The organism is Bradyrhizobium sp. HKCCYLRH2015 (assembly GCF_051168215.1).
Lineage (GTDB): Bacteria > Pseudomonadota > Alphaproteobacteria > Rhizobiales > Xanthobacteraceae > Bradyrhizobium.
Genome location: NZ_JBNPUO010000002.1, coordinates 429429 through 443894, shown reverse-complemented (window position 1 = coordinate 443894; position 14466 = coordinate 429429). Strand labels below are relative to the sequence as shown.

14 protein-coding genes are annotated in these 14466 nt (G+C 66.7%); 6 read left to right on the top strand and 8 right to left on the bottom strand.

The genetic code is table 11. From position 1 onward, the window contains the following. The first annotated feature begins 88 nt into the window (after nt 1-88). From ACQR1H_RS06135 to ACQR1H_RS06125, 3 genes are all read left to right on the top strand, one after another. Nucleotides 89-2422 carry an acetamidase/formamidase family protein gene (locus ACQR1H_RS06135; protein ID WP_316236871.1) on the top strand — a complete coding sequence of 778 codons (2334 nt, stop codon included), beginning with the start codon at nt 89-91 and terminating at the stop codon, nt 2420-2422. A gap of 160 nt (nt 2423-2582) precedes the next feature. Then, on the top strand, nt 2583-2966 hold the full coding sequence (locus tag ACQR1H_RS06130) for a RidA family protein (protein WP_315801983.1): 384 nt from the start codon (nt 2583-2585) through the stop codon (nt 2964-2966). A gap of 139 nt (nt 2967-3105) precedes the next feature. After that, a complete protein-coding gene (locus ACQR1H_RS06125) occupies nt 3106-4701 on the top strand; it encodes a gamma-glutamyltransferase family protein (protein WP_434907291.1) in 1596 nt (531 codons plus the stop codon). A 132-nt stretch (nt 4702-4833) separates the two neighbouring features. Here the strand turns inward: ACQR1H_RS06125 and ACQR1H_RS06120 are convergent, their stop codons facing one another. Then, nucleotides 4834-5790, bottom strand: a complete 957-nt coding sequence (locus ACQR1H_RS06120) for a threonine/serine dehydratase (protein WP_315801981.1) — start codon at nt 5788-5790, stop codon at nt 4834-4836. Between the two features lie 61 nt (nt 5791-5851). On the opposite strand from ACQR1H_RS06120, the gene ACQR1H_RS06115 reads away from it, so the two are divergent. Then, nucleotides 5852-6154: an ArsR/SmtB family transcription factor gene (locus ACQR1H_RS06115; RefSeq protein WP_315801980.1), complete on the top strand. Its 303-nt coding sequence runs from the start codon at nt 5852-5854 to the stop codon at nt 6152-6154. A gap of 293 nt (nt 6155-6447) precedes the next feature. Here the strand turns inward: ACQR1H_RS06115 and ACQR1H_RS06110 are convergent, their stop codons facing one another. Then, nucleotides 6448-7350, bottom strand: a complete 903-nt coding sequence (locus ACQR1H_RS06110) for a LysR substrate-binding domain-containing protein (RefSeq protein ID WP_434907290.1) — start codon at nt 7348-7350, stop codon at nt 6448-6450. 158 nt (nt 7351-7508) lie between these two features. Here ACQR1H_RS06110 and ACQR1H_RS06105 point away from each other — a divergent pair, with 158 nt between their 5' ends. Beyond that, a complete protein-coding gene (locus ACQR1H_RS06105) occupies nt 7509-8258 on the top strand; it encodes a haloacid dehalogenase type II (protein ID WP_434907289.1) in 750 nt (249 codons plus the stop codon). 59 nt (nt 8259-8317) lie between these two features. Here the strand turns inward: ACQR1H_RS06105 and ACQR1H_RS06100 are convergent, their stop codons facing one another. From ACQR1H_RS06100 to kynU, 4 genes are all read right to left on the bottom strand, one after another. Beyond that, complete coding sequence (locus ACQR1H_RS06100; RefSeq protein WP_434907288.1) at nt 8318-9823, bottom strand: amidase; 1506 nt, start codon at nt 9821-9823, stop codon at nt 8318-8320. A 183-nt stretch (nt 9824-10006) separates the two neighbouring features. Then, entirely contained in the window at nt 10007-10834 is an 828-nt protein-coding gene (locus ACQR1H_RS06095; protein WP_434907287.1) for an alpha/beta hydrolase, read from the bottom strand. 31 nt (nt 10835-10865) lie between these two features. After that, the gene (kynA, locus tag ACQR1H_RS06090; protein WP_316183188.1) at nt 10866-11705 is read right to left on the bottom strand and encodes a tryptophan 2,3-dioxygenase; all 840 of its coding nucleotides are present in this window, start codon (nt 11703-11705) and stop codon (nt 10866-10868) included. Further along, nucleotides 11702-12895: a kynureninase gene (kynU, locus tag ACQR1H_RS06085; protein WP_434873249.1), complete on the bottom strand. Its 1194-nt coding sequence runs from the start codon at nt 12893-12895 to the stop codon at nt 11702-11704. Before kynU ends, kynA begins: the two co-directional genes overlap by 4 nt. A 240-nt stretch (nt 12896-13135) precedes the next feature. Between kynU and ACQR1H_RS06080 the strand changes: the two genes are divergently transcribed. After that, entirely contained in the window at nt 13136-13540 is a 405-nt protein-coding gene (locus ACQR1H_RS06080) for a DUF4864 domain-containing protein (RefSeq protein WP_316183190.1), read from the top strand. A gap of 11 nt (nt 13541-13551) precedes the next feature. Here the strand turns inward: ACQR1H_RS06080 and ACQR1H_RS06075 are convergent, their stop codons facing one another. Continuing rightward, a complete protein-coding gene (locus tag ACQR1H_RS06075; RefSeq protein ID WP_315801972.1) occupies nt 13552-13947 on the bottom strand; it encodes a thioesterase family protein in 396 nt (131 codons plus the stop codon). Nucleotides 13948-14169: 222 nt separating this feature from the next. Continuing rightward, nucleotides 14170-14433: a tautomerase family protein gene (locus tag ACQR1H_RS06070; protein WP_434907381.1), complete on the bottom strand. Its 264-nt coding sequence runs from the start codon at nt 14431-14433 to the stop codon at nt 14170-14172. Between the last annotated feature and the right edge of the window lie 33 nt (nt 14434-14466).

The following is a 14466-nucleotide window of genomic DNA, read 5'->3' as shown; positions in this document are numbered from 1 at the left end:
TAGCGAACTGAACAACACCGATACACGGCAGGTCATGAAGCTCATCTGGCACGGGGGTTGCTTAGAATTCCCCGACCCGGGGCGTGCCATGAGTTTTCGTCCGTTCACCAGCGAATCCTATGCCGAGGGCGAGCGTCCGGAGGCGTGGCGCGACGTGCTGAATGCGGTCGGGCTACAGCCCGCAGCGAAGACACCATTTTATGATGGTCATGCCACCGCCTCGCATCGCCAAGCGCCGGGCATCGCTCTTTCGCGGCTGTCGGCGGGCGCGCAGGCGATCACTGCGGTTCCGCAGGCCCATGCGGATCTGCCGATCGCCCTTCTCGCGATCGAGGACGGCGCCCTGCTCCGCTGCAGCGACGGCCATCGCATCGTCCCCGCGGGACATCTGATGCTGTTGCCGCGCGCCGGCGACTGGAGCATCGCGTTCCAGCGCGGTCTGCGCGCCATCGTGCTGTCGGTGACGGCGGACGCCCTGCATGGCCGCATCAGCGGCAGGCTGAAATTGGCCCAAGCCCAGGTGATCGCGCCGAGCGGCCTGGCCGACGTGGTCTGCCGCACCATCGAGGCCACCGCACGCGCGCTCGACACCCTGAGCGATGCCGAATGGAGCACGGTCGCGCAGAGCATGGTCGATCTGCTGCTCACACTCGCCCATCAACAAGCCGCGCCGGCGGCGGAGGCCGGCAGCAGCGCGACGCAGGCCGCGATCCTGCACCGGCTCTGCCAGACCATCGAGCGGCGGCTCGACGATGCCGAGCTGACGCCGGCGCGGGTGGCCCAGGCCGAAGGCATTTCCGAGCGCTATCTGCAAAAGCTGTTCGAGAGCGCCGGCGACAATTTCAGCCACTACGTCAAAGAACGCCGGCTGCAGCGGGCCTGGACCGACCTGTCCAATCCGGCCGAAGCCAACCATTCGATCTCGGAGATCGCCTATCGCTACGGCTTCGCCGATTCAGCGCATTTCAGCCGCAGCTTCCGCGCCCGCTTCGGCCTGTCGCCGCGCGAGTTCCGGCAGCAGAAGGCCGAGCAGGCGGTGACGGCGGCGGCCCCGCGCGGCCAGCGCGGATGGCCGCAGGACGCGCTGGCGCAGCAGCGCGCCTGCGAGAGGCCGGCGTCGGCCAGGAGCGATGTCGCCCTGCCCGCGCCGGCCAACGACCAGGACGCGCAGCGGCATCACCATCATCTGGCGGTCTCGGCCGAGCGTGTGCATTGGGGCTATTTCAGCCGCTCGCTGCCGCCGCAGATCGAAATCGCATCCGGCGACACGATCACGGTGGAGACGCTGACCCAGCATGCCTCCGATGATCCCGAGCTGATGATCGCAGGCGACGCGGCTGCGCTCAGCGTGTTCGGCTGGACCAAGGCGAAGAAGAACGTCGACCGCCGCGGCGCCGGCCCGATGGACGCCAGTGTGTTCGGCCGCGGCGCCGGCGAAGGTTTTGGCGTGCACATCTGCACCGGCCCGGTGGCGATCAAGGACGCGCAGCCCGGCGACGTGCTGGAGGTGCGCATCCTCGACATCGTGCCGCGGCCAAGCCGCAACCCGAAACATGCAGGCCGCGTGTTCGGCTCCAGCGTCGCGGCGTGGTGGGGCTATCACTACAACGAGCTGATCGCCGCGCCGGCGCCGCGCGAGGCGGTGACGATCTACGAGATCTTCGCCGATGCGCCCGAGCCGCATGCCCGCGCGCTGTATTCCTACCGCTGGGAGCCGCAGACCGATCCCAGCGGGATCGTGCACACGACCTACGACTATCCCGGCGTGCCGGTCGCCCCCGACAGCATCAAGCGCCGCCACGGCGTGCTCGACAACATCCGCATTCCCTTGCGGCCGCATTTCGGCGTCATCGCGGTGGCGCCGCGCGAGGCCGATTTCGTCGATTCGATTCCGCCCTCCTATTTCGGCGGCAATCTCGACAATTGGCGGCTCGGCAGGGGATCGACGGTGTATCTGCCGGTCGCGGTGCCCGGCGCACTGCTGTCGGTCGGCGATCCCCACGCCACGCAAGGCGACGGCGAGCTCGGCGGCACCGCGATCGAATGCTCGATGACCGGCACGTTCCAGGTGATCCTGCACAAGAAGGCGCAGCTCGCGGGGCAGCCGTTCGCCGATCTCTCCTACCCGCTGATCGAAACCGCGACCGACTGGGTGCTGACCGGCTTCAGCCATCCGAACTATCTCGCTGAGTTCGGTGCGCAGGGCCAGAGCGAGGTCTACGCGACCTCCTCGCTCGACCTCGCGATGAAGGACGCGTTCCGCAAGATGCGGCGCTTCCTGATGCACGTCAAAGGCCTGAGCGAGGACGAGGCGGTCGCGCTGATGTCCGCCGCGGTGGATTTCGGCGTGACCCAGGTCGTCGACGGCAATTGGGGCGTCCACGCGATCCTGAGCAAGCGGCTGTTCGAGGATGAACGCTGACGTTCATTGCGCCCCAACTCCATCCCAGATCTCCGTCATTGCGAGCGAGCGAAGCAATCCAGGGCGTCACGCGCTGCCTGGATTGCTTCGTCGCTTCGCTCCTCGCAATGACGACCATTGCTGTCGCTACCACGAAGCCCAACAACAAAGGAGCATCCCTATGCAGTTCCACATGATCTCCGGCGCGACCAGGCCGGTGGCCCCCTTCAGCCACGCCGTCGAGACCGACGGCTTCGTGTTCGTGACCGGCCAGATGCCGGACTCGCCGGAGGCGCCGGGCGTGCTGCCGGAGGGCATCGTGGATCAGACGAAGGCGGTGATGCAGAACTTGAAGTACATCCTCCAAGGTCTCAACCTCGGCCTCGAACATATTGTGATGTCTCGGATTTACCTGACCGAGTTCAAGCGGGATTACGCGGCGATGAATGAAACCTACCGTTCATTCTTCCCGCCGGACCGGCTGCCGGCCCGCACCTGCGTCGGCGTCACCGGCTTGGCCTATGACGCGCTGATCGAGATCGATCTGGTCTGCCGAAGACCATAGTACCCATTGGTAAACATCTCCTCAACGCAAGGCCTCGTCATTCGATCCGGGCTGGGGAGCGTCCCGCTGTCGCCGATTGCGCGCCGACGCCGGCCGGTGTCAATTCGCCAGACCATCAGGCGGGATCGTGGGGAGTGCCATGCCGTACCAGTTTTCCAATCGTCAGCAGATCCGCAAGCCGGCGGTGAGCAGCAAGGGCGGCATCGTCGCGGCACAGTCGCGGCGCGCCGCCGAGATCGGCGCCGAGGTGCTGGCCGCGGGCGGCGACTGCGTCGATGCCGTGGTCGCGACCGGCTTTGCGCTCGGCGTGCTCGAGCCGTGGATGAGCGGCCTCGGCGGCGGCGGCGCGATGGTGCTGTACCGCGCCAGGGACAACCATGTCGAAGTGATCGACTACGGCATGCGCGCGCCCGACAGCCTCGATGTCGCCGACTATCCGCTGGCCAATGACGGCAGCGTCGCGGCCGACATCTTCCCATGGCCCCGCGTCAAGGACGACCGCAATCTGCACGGCCCCGGCGCGATCGCGGTGCCCGGCGTCGTGGCCGGCATGGAGGCGGCGCATCGCCGTTACGCGCGGCTGCCATGGGCGGATCTGGTCACGCCGAGCGTGAAGCTCGCCGCCGAGGGCCTGCTGGTGGACTGGTGGACCACCGTGATGATCTCGAGCTGCGCCGCCGACCTGCGCCGCTATCCCGGCAGCGCCGCGGCCTATCTGAAGGATGGCCTGCCGCCGAATCCGCAATGGGGCGCCAAGGCGGTGACGCGGCTGCCGCAGGAGCAGTTGAAGGCGACGCTGGCCCATCTTGCCAGCGCCGGCGCGCGCGACTTCTACCGCGGCGACATCGCCCGCTCGCTGACCCGCGACATCCAGGCCGCCGGTGGCGCGCTTTCGGTGGATGACCTCGCCGCGTTCGAGGCGCATGTCCGAGAGCCGCTGCGCATTCCCTATCGCGGCGGCGCGGTGTTCGCGACGCCGGAGCTCACCGCCGGCCCGACGCTGGCTCACGCGCTGCGGCTGATGCAGGCGAGCGTAACGGCTTCGGGCAAGGCGCCGGATGCCGGCGCCTTCATCGCCTATGCCGAGGCGGTGCAGGCCGCCTATCGCGAGCGGCTCAACGACATGGGCGACGCGGCGGGCAAGCGCGCGATCGGCGCCGAATATCTGGCACCGGCCTGCACCACGCACTATTCGGTGGTCGATCGCGACGGCAACATGGCGGCGGTGACGCAGACCCTGCTGTCCGGCTTCGGCTCGAAATTCCAGGCGCCGCAGATCGGCATCATGATGAACAACGGCATCATGTGGTTCGACCCGACGCCCGGCACAACGAATTCGCTGGCCCCCGGCAAGCGCTGCCTCACCAACTACACGCCGGTGGTGGCGCAGGCCGCCGACGGCCGCCGCCTCGCATTGGGCGCCTCCGGCGGCCGCCGCATCCTGCCCGCCGTGGCGCAGATGCTGTCCTTCGTGATGGACTACGGCATGGACCTCGATGCCGCGATCCACCAGCCGCGCATCGATGCCAGCGAAGGCGACGTGGTCGGCGCCGACACCCGGCTGCCGGCGGAGGTGATGGACGCGCTGACGGCGAAGTTCGAGACCGTGCCGGCGCCGGTGCAGACCATGCCGATGAAGTTCGCCTGCCCCAGCGTCGTGCTGCGCCAGGGCGACGCGAACAGCGGCGCGACGGAAATCTTCCATGCCTGGGGCGATGCGGTCGCGGAGAGCTGATCTAATGCGAGACACCGGCTGAACGGCAGTCCGCTCTCTCCGTTCTGCCGAGGCCGCGACGAATACCGCGACCCTACACAGGAGCGGTCTCCGACATCCCATGACGGGGCACAGAATTCACGGACCATCCATCTAGCAACTCTTGAAATTGACCGCTGTGGTGTTGGCGCCGCAGACCAGAACCGCGACGCGCTCGGACGGACCCGCACGGTAGGCACCGGATAGCAGCGCGGCGAAGGCCGCGGCGCCGCCCGGCTCAGTTACGACGCGCAACGTCATCCACAACGCGCGCTGCGCCGCCCTTATGTCGTCGTCGCTGACGATGATCACCTCCGCCGCCGCGAACCGCTGCACGATCGGAAACACGCGCGCGCCGATCTGGCGCGGCGCAAGACTGTCGGCAGCGACGCCACCGGCGGGCGCGTCAACGGGGTGTCCGGCCGCCAGCGCGTCGCGCAGGGTCGGCGCGCCGTCCGACTCCACCGGCACGACCTTGACGCGTCCCTCGTACCACGCGGCGATGCCGCCGATCAGCCCGCCGCCGCCGACCGCCACCAGCAGCGTGTCGATATCATCTGCGTCGCGCTCCACCTCCAGCCCCACCGAGCCCTGCCCCAGCATGGTCTCGGGCTGATCAAACGCATGAATCGGCAAGGCGCCGCTCTCGGCGACATGTCGTTCGCTCGCCGCCAGCGCATCGGCATAGCGATCCCCGCCGACGTGGATCTCCGCGCCGAAGCGCTTGATGAGGTCGATCTTCGACGGCGAGGCGATGCTCGGCACGAAGATCGCTGCTCTCAGGCCAAGACGTTGCGCCGCCAGCGCCACCGCGACACCATGGTTGCCGCCGGACGCCGCGACCACACCGGCCCCCGGCACATCGCGGGTCAGGAGATTGGCGAACGCCCCGCGCGCCTTGAACGAGCCGCCATGCTGCATGAATTCGAGCTTCAGTCGCAATGGGGAAGACGGCAGGCCGAAATCGCCACCATCGACCGTTATCATCGGCGTGCGCCGGACGTAAGGCCGGATCAGCTCATAGGTGGCCGCGATCTGCTGCCGGGTTACCGCTGTCGATATGTCTGACATGCCGCACCTCGTTCCGATCGGCATGTCTTGACATAAATTAGCTAATTGGCAAAGTACCAAAATGGCGCCCGACCGCGTGTTCCGTGCACTGGCCAACGACAAGCGGCTGCAGATCCTGGAGTGGCTGCGCGATCCGACGCGGCATTTTCCGCCACAGAACGATGGCGACCTCGTCAAGGACGGGGTCTGCGGGCTATTCATTGCCGAAAAGCTCGGCGTCTCCGCGCCGACACTGAGCGAGCACATGCGCGTGCTGGTGGCCGCCGGCCTCGTCAAGGCCAAGCGCGCCAAGGGCTGGACGTTCTACAAGCGCGACGAGCAGGGATTGAAGGCGGCGCGACGGCTGCTCAGCGACGCGCTATAGGAATTATGCGAACCTTGGCGGGCAACGGGAATTGCGGCGAAGCGCGCCGAAGCATCGTCCTGTCCACGACGACGGCGCAGCGATTTCTGCGAGGAAAGCTCGCCATGCGCGAAAGGGAGGCGGCGACGGCGTCTCCTTGATCTTGTCGCTGTCGCTGCGATCGACCCGCTGCACCTCGACTCAGCACCAATCCGGTCGAGGCGTCGATTGGCCCTAGAAGTGCTTCGCGCGCCCTGGCCCTATGCGGCGCAGCCGTCGGGTCGCAAGCGAAGCCCGTTCGGCACAGATCCGAGCTATGGCTGCACGCCCGCTCCCGTCAGCCTCTCGGCGAGAAACGTGGTCAGCTCCCCCACCGTGCGGGAGTTGCTGCGGCCGCGCGCATAGGCGAGCTCGACGGTCGGCAAGCGCGGCAGACCGAGATCCTGCCGGATGATGCGCAACGGCGGCTGCACCAGGGCGCGCGCAAGGACGGTGATTCCCAGCCCCTCGAGCGTCGCCGCCTTGAGGCACTCGAAGCTCGGACTGACGAAGCTGAGATGCCAACGCCGGTCGTTCTGCTTCAGCGACGACATGGCGAAACGCCGATACGTGCAGCCGTCCGGGAAGAGGACGAGAGGGATCGACGCATCGTCGGGCGTGTAGTTCGGCCCGCAGACCCAGACCAATTGCTCTGTCAGCACCGAGGTGCCGGTTCGAGCCCCGGCCTCCTGCTTGAAGAAGGCGAGGTCGAATTCGCCGCGGGCGCTCCGCCTCATCAGGCTTTCCGACTGATTGGCTTCGACCTCGATGCCCACCATCGGATTCTTGGTCTTGAACCGCGCGAGCCACGTGGTGAAGTCGCGGCCAAAAAAGTCGAGCGGAACCCCCAGACGAACGAAACCGAGGAGGACATCCTCGCACATCGAGGCATAGGCCTCGTCATTGAGCTGGAGAATACGCCGCGCGTATTGGACGAAGCGGTCACCCTCGGGGGTCAGCTCCAGAACGCGGCCCTTGCGCCGCGTCAACAATGGCTTGCCCACCTGCAATTCCAGCTTGGACATCTGTTGGCTGATCGTCGACTGCGATCGCCCGACGGACTCTGCGGCCCGCGAGAAGCTCATCGTGTCCGCGATCACGAGAAACGATCTGAGGCAGTCGATATCGAAGTTCACGACAGTCCCCGCTATCGAAAAAGACGATACCAACATCGTCATAATTCACTTTGTCGGTCGGAACACACTTCGTAAAGACCAGAGTTGCGGCATGGGATGCCGGAACTCGCGTCAAGTCCCTGACGCGACGCAACGGGACTGCATTGCGGTCCCTTGCCGCACTTCGCGTACAAAACCGCTCCGACACAAGGACCATCCCCGTGGCGATCAGCACCGTCGTCTTCGACGCCTACGGCACCCTCTACGACATTCAATCGGTGGCGTCGGTCACCGAGCAGGCTTTCCCGGGCCGTGGCGACATGATCACGCAGATCTGGCGGATGAAGCAGCTCGAATACACCTGGCTGCGCTCGCTGATGCGGCGCTACGAGGATTTCGAGGCGGTGACGCGCCAATCCCTGGTCTATACGCTCCGGGTCCTCGGCCTTGGCTACGAAGAAGCGCTGCTCGAGGTGATCATGGACAAATATGTCAACCTCGATCCCTACCCGGACACGCTGTCCACCCTTGAGCGTCTCCAGGACCGCAAGCTGGCGATCCTTTCGAATGGTGCCCCTGCGATGCTGGACGCGCTGGTACGCAACACCGGTCTCGATCGGTTTCTCGACAAGACCATCAGCGTCGACAGCAGAGCGACGTTCAAGCCGAGTCCCGAGGCCTACTCCCTGATCGAGTCCGAGCTCGGAGCCGCGCCCGCCGAAGTCCTGTTCGTGTCCTCGAATCCGTGGGACGCGATCGGTGCCAAGGCTGCCGGGCTGACCGTGGCATGGATCGAGAGGGTCACGCCCGAAGCGATGGCCGCAGCCTGTGAAAGCTGCGCGCTCGTTGCGCCGCTGACGATGTTCAAGGCGATGCGGATGCAGATGGACGAGCTCGGGCTCGCGCCCGATCACCGGGTCCGGGGACTGTTCGATCTGCCCGGGCTGCTGCCACCCATTGCCAGGCCGTAGATCCCCTCAGATCCCGCGCCGCATCCGACGAGCACCTGCTGTCGGGACGACGTCATCCTTCACTGGTAGCACGCCTCCAGTGCGGAAGCCGCCCGGTACAACGTCGACTCGTCGAGGTGACGCGCGACCAGCATCGCGCCGATCGGACGGCCGTCCGCCGTCTTCCCAACCGGAACGGAGATCGCGGGATGCCCGGTGAGGCAGGTCGGCGCGGTATTACCGACCATCTCGAAGGCGCGGCCGATGATCTCCTCCCGCGACGCCCCGGCGGACGGCAGCCGGGTCGCTGCCATCGGCGTGGTCGGCATCAGAAGCAGATCGGCCTGTTCGAGCGCGCGATCATAATCTCCCGTGAGCAGGCGGTTGAGGTTCTGTGCCTTGCCGTAGTAGCGGCCGCGATTGCGCGACGACATATAGTGGCCGGTCAGGATGCCGAGCTTCAGCGTCTCGGACAATTCTCCGGCCCGATCGCGCCAGCGCGCGTGGGCATCGAGCAGGCTCTCCAGAAACACGCCCTTCATGTTGGTACCATAGGCGTTGCTGCGCATCATCAGATCGGTGGCGCCTTCGAGAAAGATCGGCGTCCAGATTGCAGCCCCGGCGGCATGCAGCGGCACTGCGACCTCACGGACGTCGGCCCCCTTGGCTGCGAGACGACCGGCCGCCTCGCGCACGCGGTCGTCCACCTCGGTCTCGGCGCCGGCCGTGCCGAACCCTTCGGGCACCACGCCGATGCGCAAGCCGGCCACGCCTTGCCGCAGCGCCTGCGTATAGGGCTGTGACGAGGCACCGCGCTGCCGCGGATCGAGCCCGTCCGGCCCTGCCATCACCTCGAGCATCAATGCGTTGTCGGCAACGGTGCGGGTGATCGGGCCGGCGTGATCGACCGTCAACTCGACCGCGAAGATGCCCGTATAGGGCACGAGGCCGTGCGTCGGCTTCAGGCCGACGGCACCACAATAGGACGCGGGGATGCGGATCGAGCCGCCCTGGTCGCCGCCAGTGGCCATGTCGACGATGCCGGCCATGACCAGGGCGGTGGATCCTGAAGACGATCCACCGGCATTGTGGCCGGGCACGACCGGATTCTCGACGACCCCATTGGCTGAGGTGTGACTGCCGCCGGAGGCGCAGTAGTATTCGCAGACGGCCTTGCCCAGAATGTCCGCGCCCGCGTCCAACAGGCGCGTGACGATGGTCGCATCGATCTCCGGGACGTAGCCCTCGAGGATGGTCGCACCATTCATCATGGGAAGGCCGGCGACGCAGACATTGTCCTTGATGGCGACGCGCCTGCCCTTGAGCTTGCCGTCCGCGGCGCCCTGGATGTGCGCGGTGACGGCCCAGGCGCCGAACGGATTGTCCTCCGGCAGCGGGCGCGTTCCTGATGGTCTTGGATATTTGACCTCGGGCAGCGGCGCCGCCTTCTCGTCGACGAGATCGTAAGCGTCGAGCTGACCCTGCATCAGCGCAAGGAACGACGCCGCATCGGCATCATCGAGATCGAGGCCGATCTCGCGCGCGGCCTGTTGCAGCTCGGTAGCAGTCGGACGTCGGACTGGCATCAAGGCCCCTCGATCACGGTGCGACCACGTCCACGCGCGACGGAGCAAGGTGGACGAGGTCGACGTTCAACACGCGAAAAGAGTAGCCAGCCGCCGAGGCGTTCCAAAATGAGTTATGTCGATAGCCGTAATTTGCTTTGACGATTAAGCGTGGCCGCGACCTCGAACCCACGCGGGAGCTGCCTACATCTCCACCAGCGCCTTCACCAGCCCGCTCTCCGCATCAGCCAGATCGTCGATCACGTCGAAATGATGCTGGTCCGGCGCCTCGACATAGGCGGTCGTAGCACCCAAGCCGATCCAGATGTTTGCGAGCAATTGCGCCTGACGGCGGAATTCGTTGCGCTCGGCGCCGCCGACCCAGGCGGTGACCTTGACGCCGTCGATCGGCGCGAGCAGCGCCGGGCTCTCGCGCAGCGCCGTGGCTTCGTCGATATGTAGCGTGTCGTTCATCACGGTCCGCTGCAGCGGGCGCAGATCGTGCAGGCCGGAGAGCGAGACCACGCTGGTGATGCGCGCCTGTCGCTCCGGCGACAGCGGGGCGCCGCGGCAGATCATGCGGGTGACGAGATGGCCGCCGGCGGAATGGCCGGTCAGCGCCACGGGACCGGCAACCTCGTCCATCGCCTTCGCGACCGCCTGCGCGACATCGCCCGAAATGTCGGCGATGCCGACCTCGGGACACAGCCGGTAGGACGGCATCGCCACGGCAAAGCCGCGCGCGATTGGACCTTGCGCGAGATGCGACCAGAAGCTCTTGTCGAGCCGCATCCAGTAGCCGCCATGCACGAACACGACGAGCCCCTTTGGCGTGCCCTCAGGCAGGAACAGGTCGAGGCGCTGGCGCTCATGTGCGCCAAAGGCGATGTCGAGCCTGGCGCGGCCCTGCCCGGCCAACGCCGTTCGATACGCCTCGGCCGGCGCGACCCACAGGCCGGGCCAGCGCTCGCCACCGGCGATGTTCGGGCCGTTGGCATAGGCGTTGTCCCAGTCCTTGACGGCATACAGCATGATAATCTCCTGATCGAATGAGCGCGCGGCCCTATAGCCCGGTGCGCAGCTTCCAGAGTTCGGGGAACAGCACGATCTCCAGCATCTTGCGCAGATAGTTGACGCCTGACGTGCCGCCGGTGCCGGTCTTGAAGCCGATGATGCGCTCCACCGTGGTGACGTGATTGAAGCGCCACCGGCGGAAATAGTCCTCGAAGTCGACCAGCTTCTCGGCGAGCTCATACAGCTCCCAATGCCGCTGCGGATCGCGATAGACGCTGGTCCAGGCGGCCGCGACCTCCGGGCTCTCGGCGCGGGTGCCGCGCCAGTCGGTGCGCTGCCCGTCGACGCCGATGAAGAAGCCGCGCCGTGCCAAGAGCCGCAGTGCTTCGTCATACAGGCTGGGCTTCGCCAGGATCGCCTCCAGCTCGGCGGTCAGCTCCGGATGATGCGCATGCGGGCGCAGCATCGCCAGATTGCGGTTGCCGAGCAGGAATTCGATCGAGCGATACTGGAACGACTGGAAGCCGGAGGACTCGCCGAGCTTGTCGCGGAACAGCGTGTACTCGCTCGGCGTCATCGTGCGCAGCACGTCCCAGGCGCCGTTGAGCTGCTCGAAGATGCGCGACACTCTTGTCAGCATCTTGAACGCCGGCTGCACGTCGTCCCGGGCGATCGCCGCCATGGCGGCCTTGATCTCGTGGATCGCGAGCTTCATCCACAATTCGGAGGTCTGGTGCTGGATGATGAACAGGAGCTCGTCGTGCGCCGACGACAGCGGCGCCTGCGCATCGAGCAGGCGATCCAGCATCAGATAGTCGCCATAGGACATCCGTCCCTTGAAGTTCATCCGCGCCCCCTCGGTGGCGGGATCGTAGGGCGCGCTGCTCACGTCACGAGCTCCTTCTGGCGATACTCGGGCTTGTCCCACAGCTTGTCGGCAAGCACCTCTTCGAGAATGTCGACGGCGCCGCGCACCTCGCTCTCGCCGATGTAGAGCGGCGTGAAGCCGAAGCGCAGCGCGTCGGGCGCGCGGAAATCGCCGATCACGCCGCGCGCGATCAGCGCCCGCATGATCGCATAGCCGTCCGGATGGCGGAACGACACCTGGCTGCCGCGGCGCGACGCATCGCGCGGCGAGGCCAGTGTCAGCGACGGACAGCGCCTCTCGACCTCGGCGATGAACAATTCCGACAGCGCGATGGAGGCTTTGCGCACGTCCTGCATCGACACGCCGTCCCAGGCGTCGAGCGCGGCATCCAGCGCGGCCAATGCGATGATCGGCGGCGTGCCGATGCGCATCCGCTCGATGCCGCCGCCGGGGCGATAATCGAGATCGAAGGCGAACGGCGCCTCGTGGCCCATCCAGCCGGACAGCGCCGGCGGCGCGATGTCGGCATGACGCGGCGCGACATAGATGAAGGCCGGCGCGCCGGGACCGCCATTGAGATATTTGTAGGTGCAGCCGACCGCAAAGTCGGCCTCCGCGCCGGCGAGATCGACCGGCACCGCGCCGGCGGAATGCGCGAGGTCCCATACCGCGAGCGCGCCGGCCGCGTGCGCCTTTGCCGTCAGCACCTTCATGTCGTGCATGCGGCCGGTGCGGTAGTCCACCTCTGTCAGCATCAGCACCGCGACGCTGTCGTCGATCGCAGCCTCGACCTGCTCCGGCTCGACCACCTTCAAGGTGGCGCGGTCGCCGAGCATGCGGACCAGGCCCTGCGCCATGTAGAGATCGGACGGAAAATTGCCGCTGTCGGACAGGATCACGCGACGGCCCGGATTGAGCGACAGCGCCGCGGCCAGCGCCTGATACACCTTGATCGAGAGCGTATCGCCCATCACGACCGTGCCGGGCGCGGCCCCAATCAGCCGCGCGATACGGTCGCCGACGCGGCGCGGCTGCACCATCCATCCCGCGCTATTCCAGCCGCGGATCAGCTCCCGTCCCCACTCAGCCTCGATCATCCGGGCAACGCGGGCGGGCACGGCGGACGGCAGCGCGCCGAGCGAATTGCCGTCGAGATAGATGACCCCGTCAGGGATCGTGAAGAGCGATCGAGTCGTGGAAAAATCGGTCATGCGGCTCCTGCTTCGTTCACGGCCTGAATGCATGATTCGCGCCGGATCAGGCCAGATCAAGCCGATCCGATCGCGACCGGCACCGCGCGGGCCGCATGGCTCGCGAAGACGTGACGATGGCGACACAATCCAGCCGGCCGATCGCCGCCGGCCCGCGACATTGACGCGCGACGGCAGGCTTGTCACGCACGGTCCATGGCGCATGATGGATCGACCCGACCTGCCGATGGAGGACATGACATGCGCATTCTGATGCCGCTCGTCCTGCTGCTGTCACTGTTGGCCCACCCCGCCGCCGCGGCGGACGCCAGCGCGGCGCAGAGCGTCATTCGCGCCCAGGAACAGGCCCTGGCGCGCGACGACGGCGCGACCGCCTATGCCCAGGCCGCGCCGGAAATCCAGGCGCTGTTTCCGAGCGTCGAGATCTTCATGAGCATGGTCAAGAGCGGCTACCCGCCGGTCTATCGCCATCGCAGCTTCGAATTCGGCGCCGCCGAGGTCGAGGACGGCAGCGTCGCGCAGCGCGTCCACATCGTCGATGCCGAAGGCGAGGCGTGGGAGGCGCTCTACACGCTGCAGACCCAGCCCGACGGCAGCCTCAGGATCACCGGCTGCTCGCTGTTGAAGACGGGCCAGTCGGTCTAGCGCGAAGCGGTTCAGGTCACGCCGAACCGCTTCTTGAACTGCGCGACATTGATGAGGCCGCGACCGTGGCGGCCGTCGCCGATCTTCACCTCGCCATGATACGCCTCGACCGAGAAGCGGATGACGCGGCGCTCGACCTCGATCACCTCGGCAACCGTGCGAATGGTGGCGCCGACCGGCGACGCCGCGAGATGGCGGACGTTGACCTCGGTGCCGACCGTCACCCAGCCCGGCGGCAGCACCGGGTTGATGGCGTCGCCCGATGTCATCTCCATCTCCAGGATCATCATCGGCGTCGCATAGACCATGGGCATATGAGGAACAAAGTGCCCCACGGTGCGCTCCGGCGGCACCACCAGCAGGCGCTCGGCGCGCATGCCCGGTTTGATGATCTCACGTGCGTCCATGATGGCTCCAAGTTCAGATGTCGTCCCGGACAAGCTGCTACGCGCGACAGCGCGGCGCAGCGCCGATCCGGGACCCCTGCGGCGCGGCGGCCGTGACGGGCAAAAGGCCAATCACCAGCGTGCCTCGAAACGCTCCCGGGGGTATGGGTCCAGGCTTTCGCCGGGACGACGGCAGTGTTTGTCGTCGCAGATGTGATGGCGGCTTCGCCGGAACGACGCCAGCTACTTCTTCTGCTCGGCCAGGCGCTCGACGAAGGTCTTGCCGCCCTTCATCTTGTGCGTCAGCGGCGCCTCGTTGATCTGGATCACCACAGCTTCCGGGTCGACGCCGAGATGCGTTACCAGGGCCTTGGTGATGTCGCGCATCATGTTGGCCTTCTGCTCGTCGGTGCGGCCGGCGGCCATGCTCACGGTGATCTCGGGCATTCGTTGCTCCCTGTTAGCTATCTCAGCCGCGTCATTGCCGGGCTCGACCCGGCAATCCATCCCTGACATCAACGGCCATCGTCAGCGGAGATG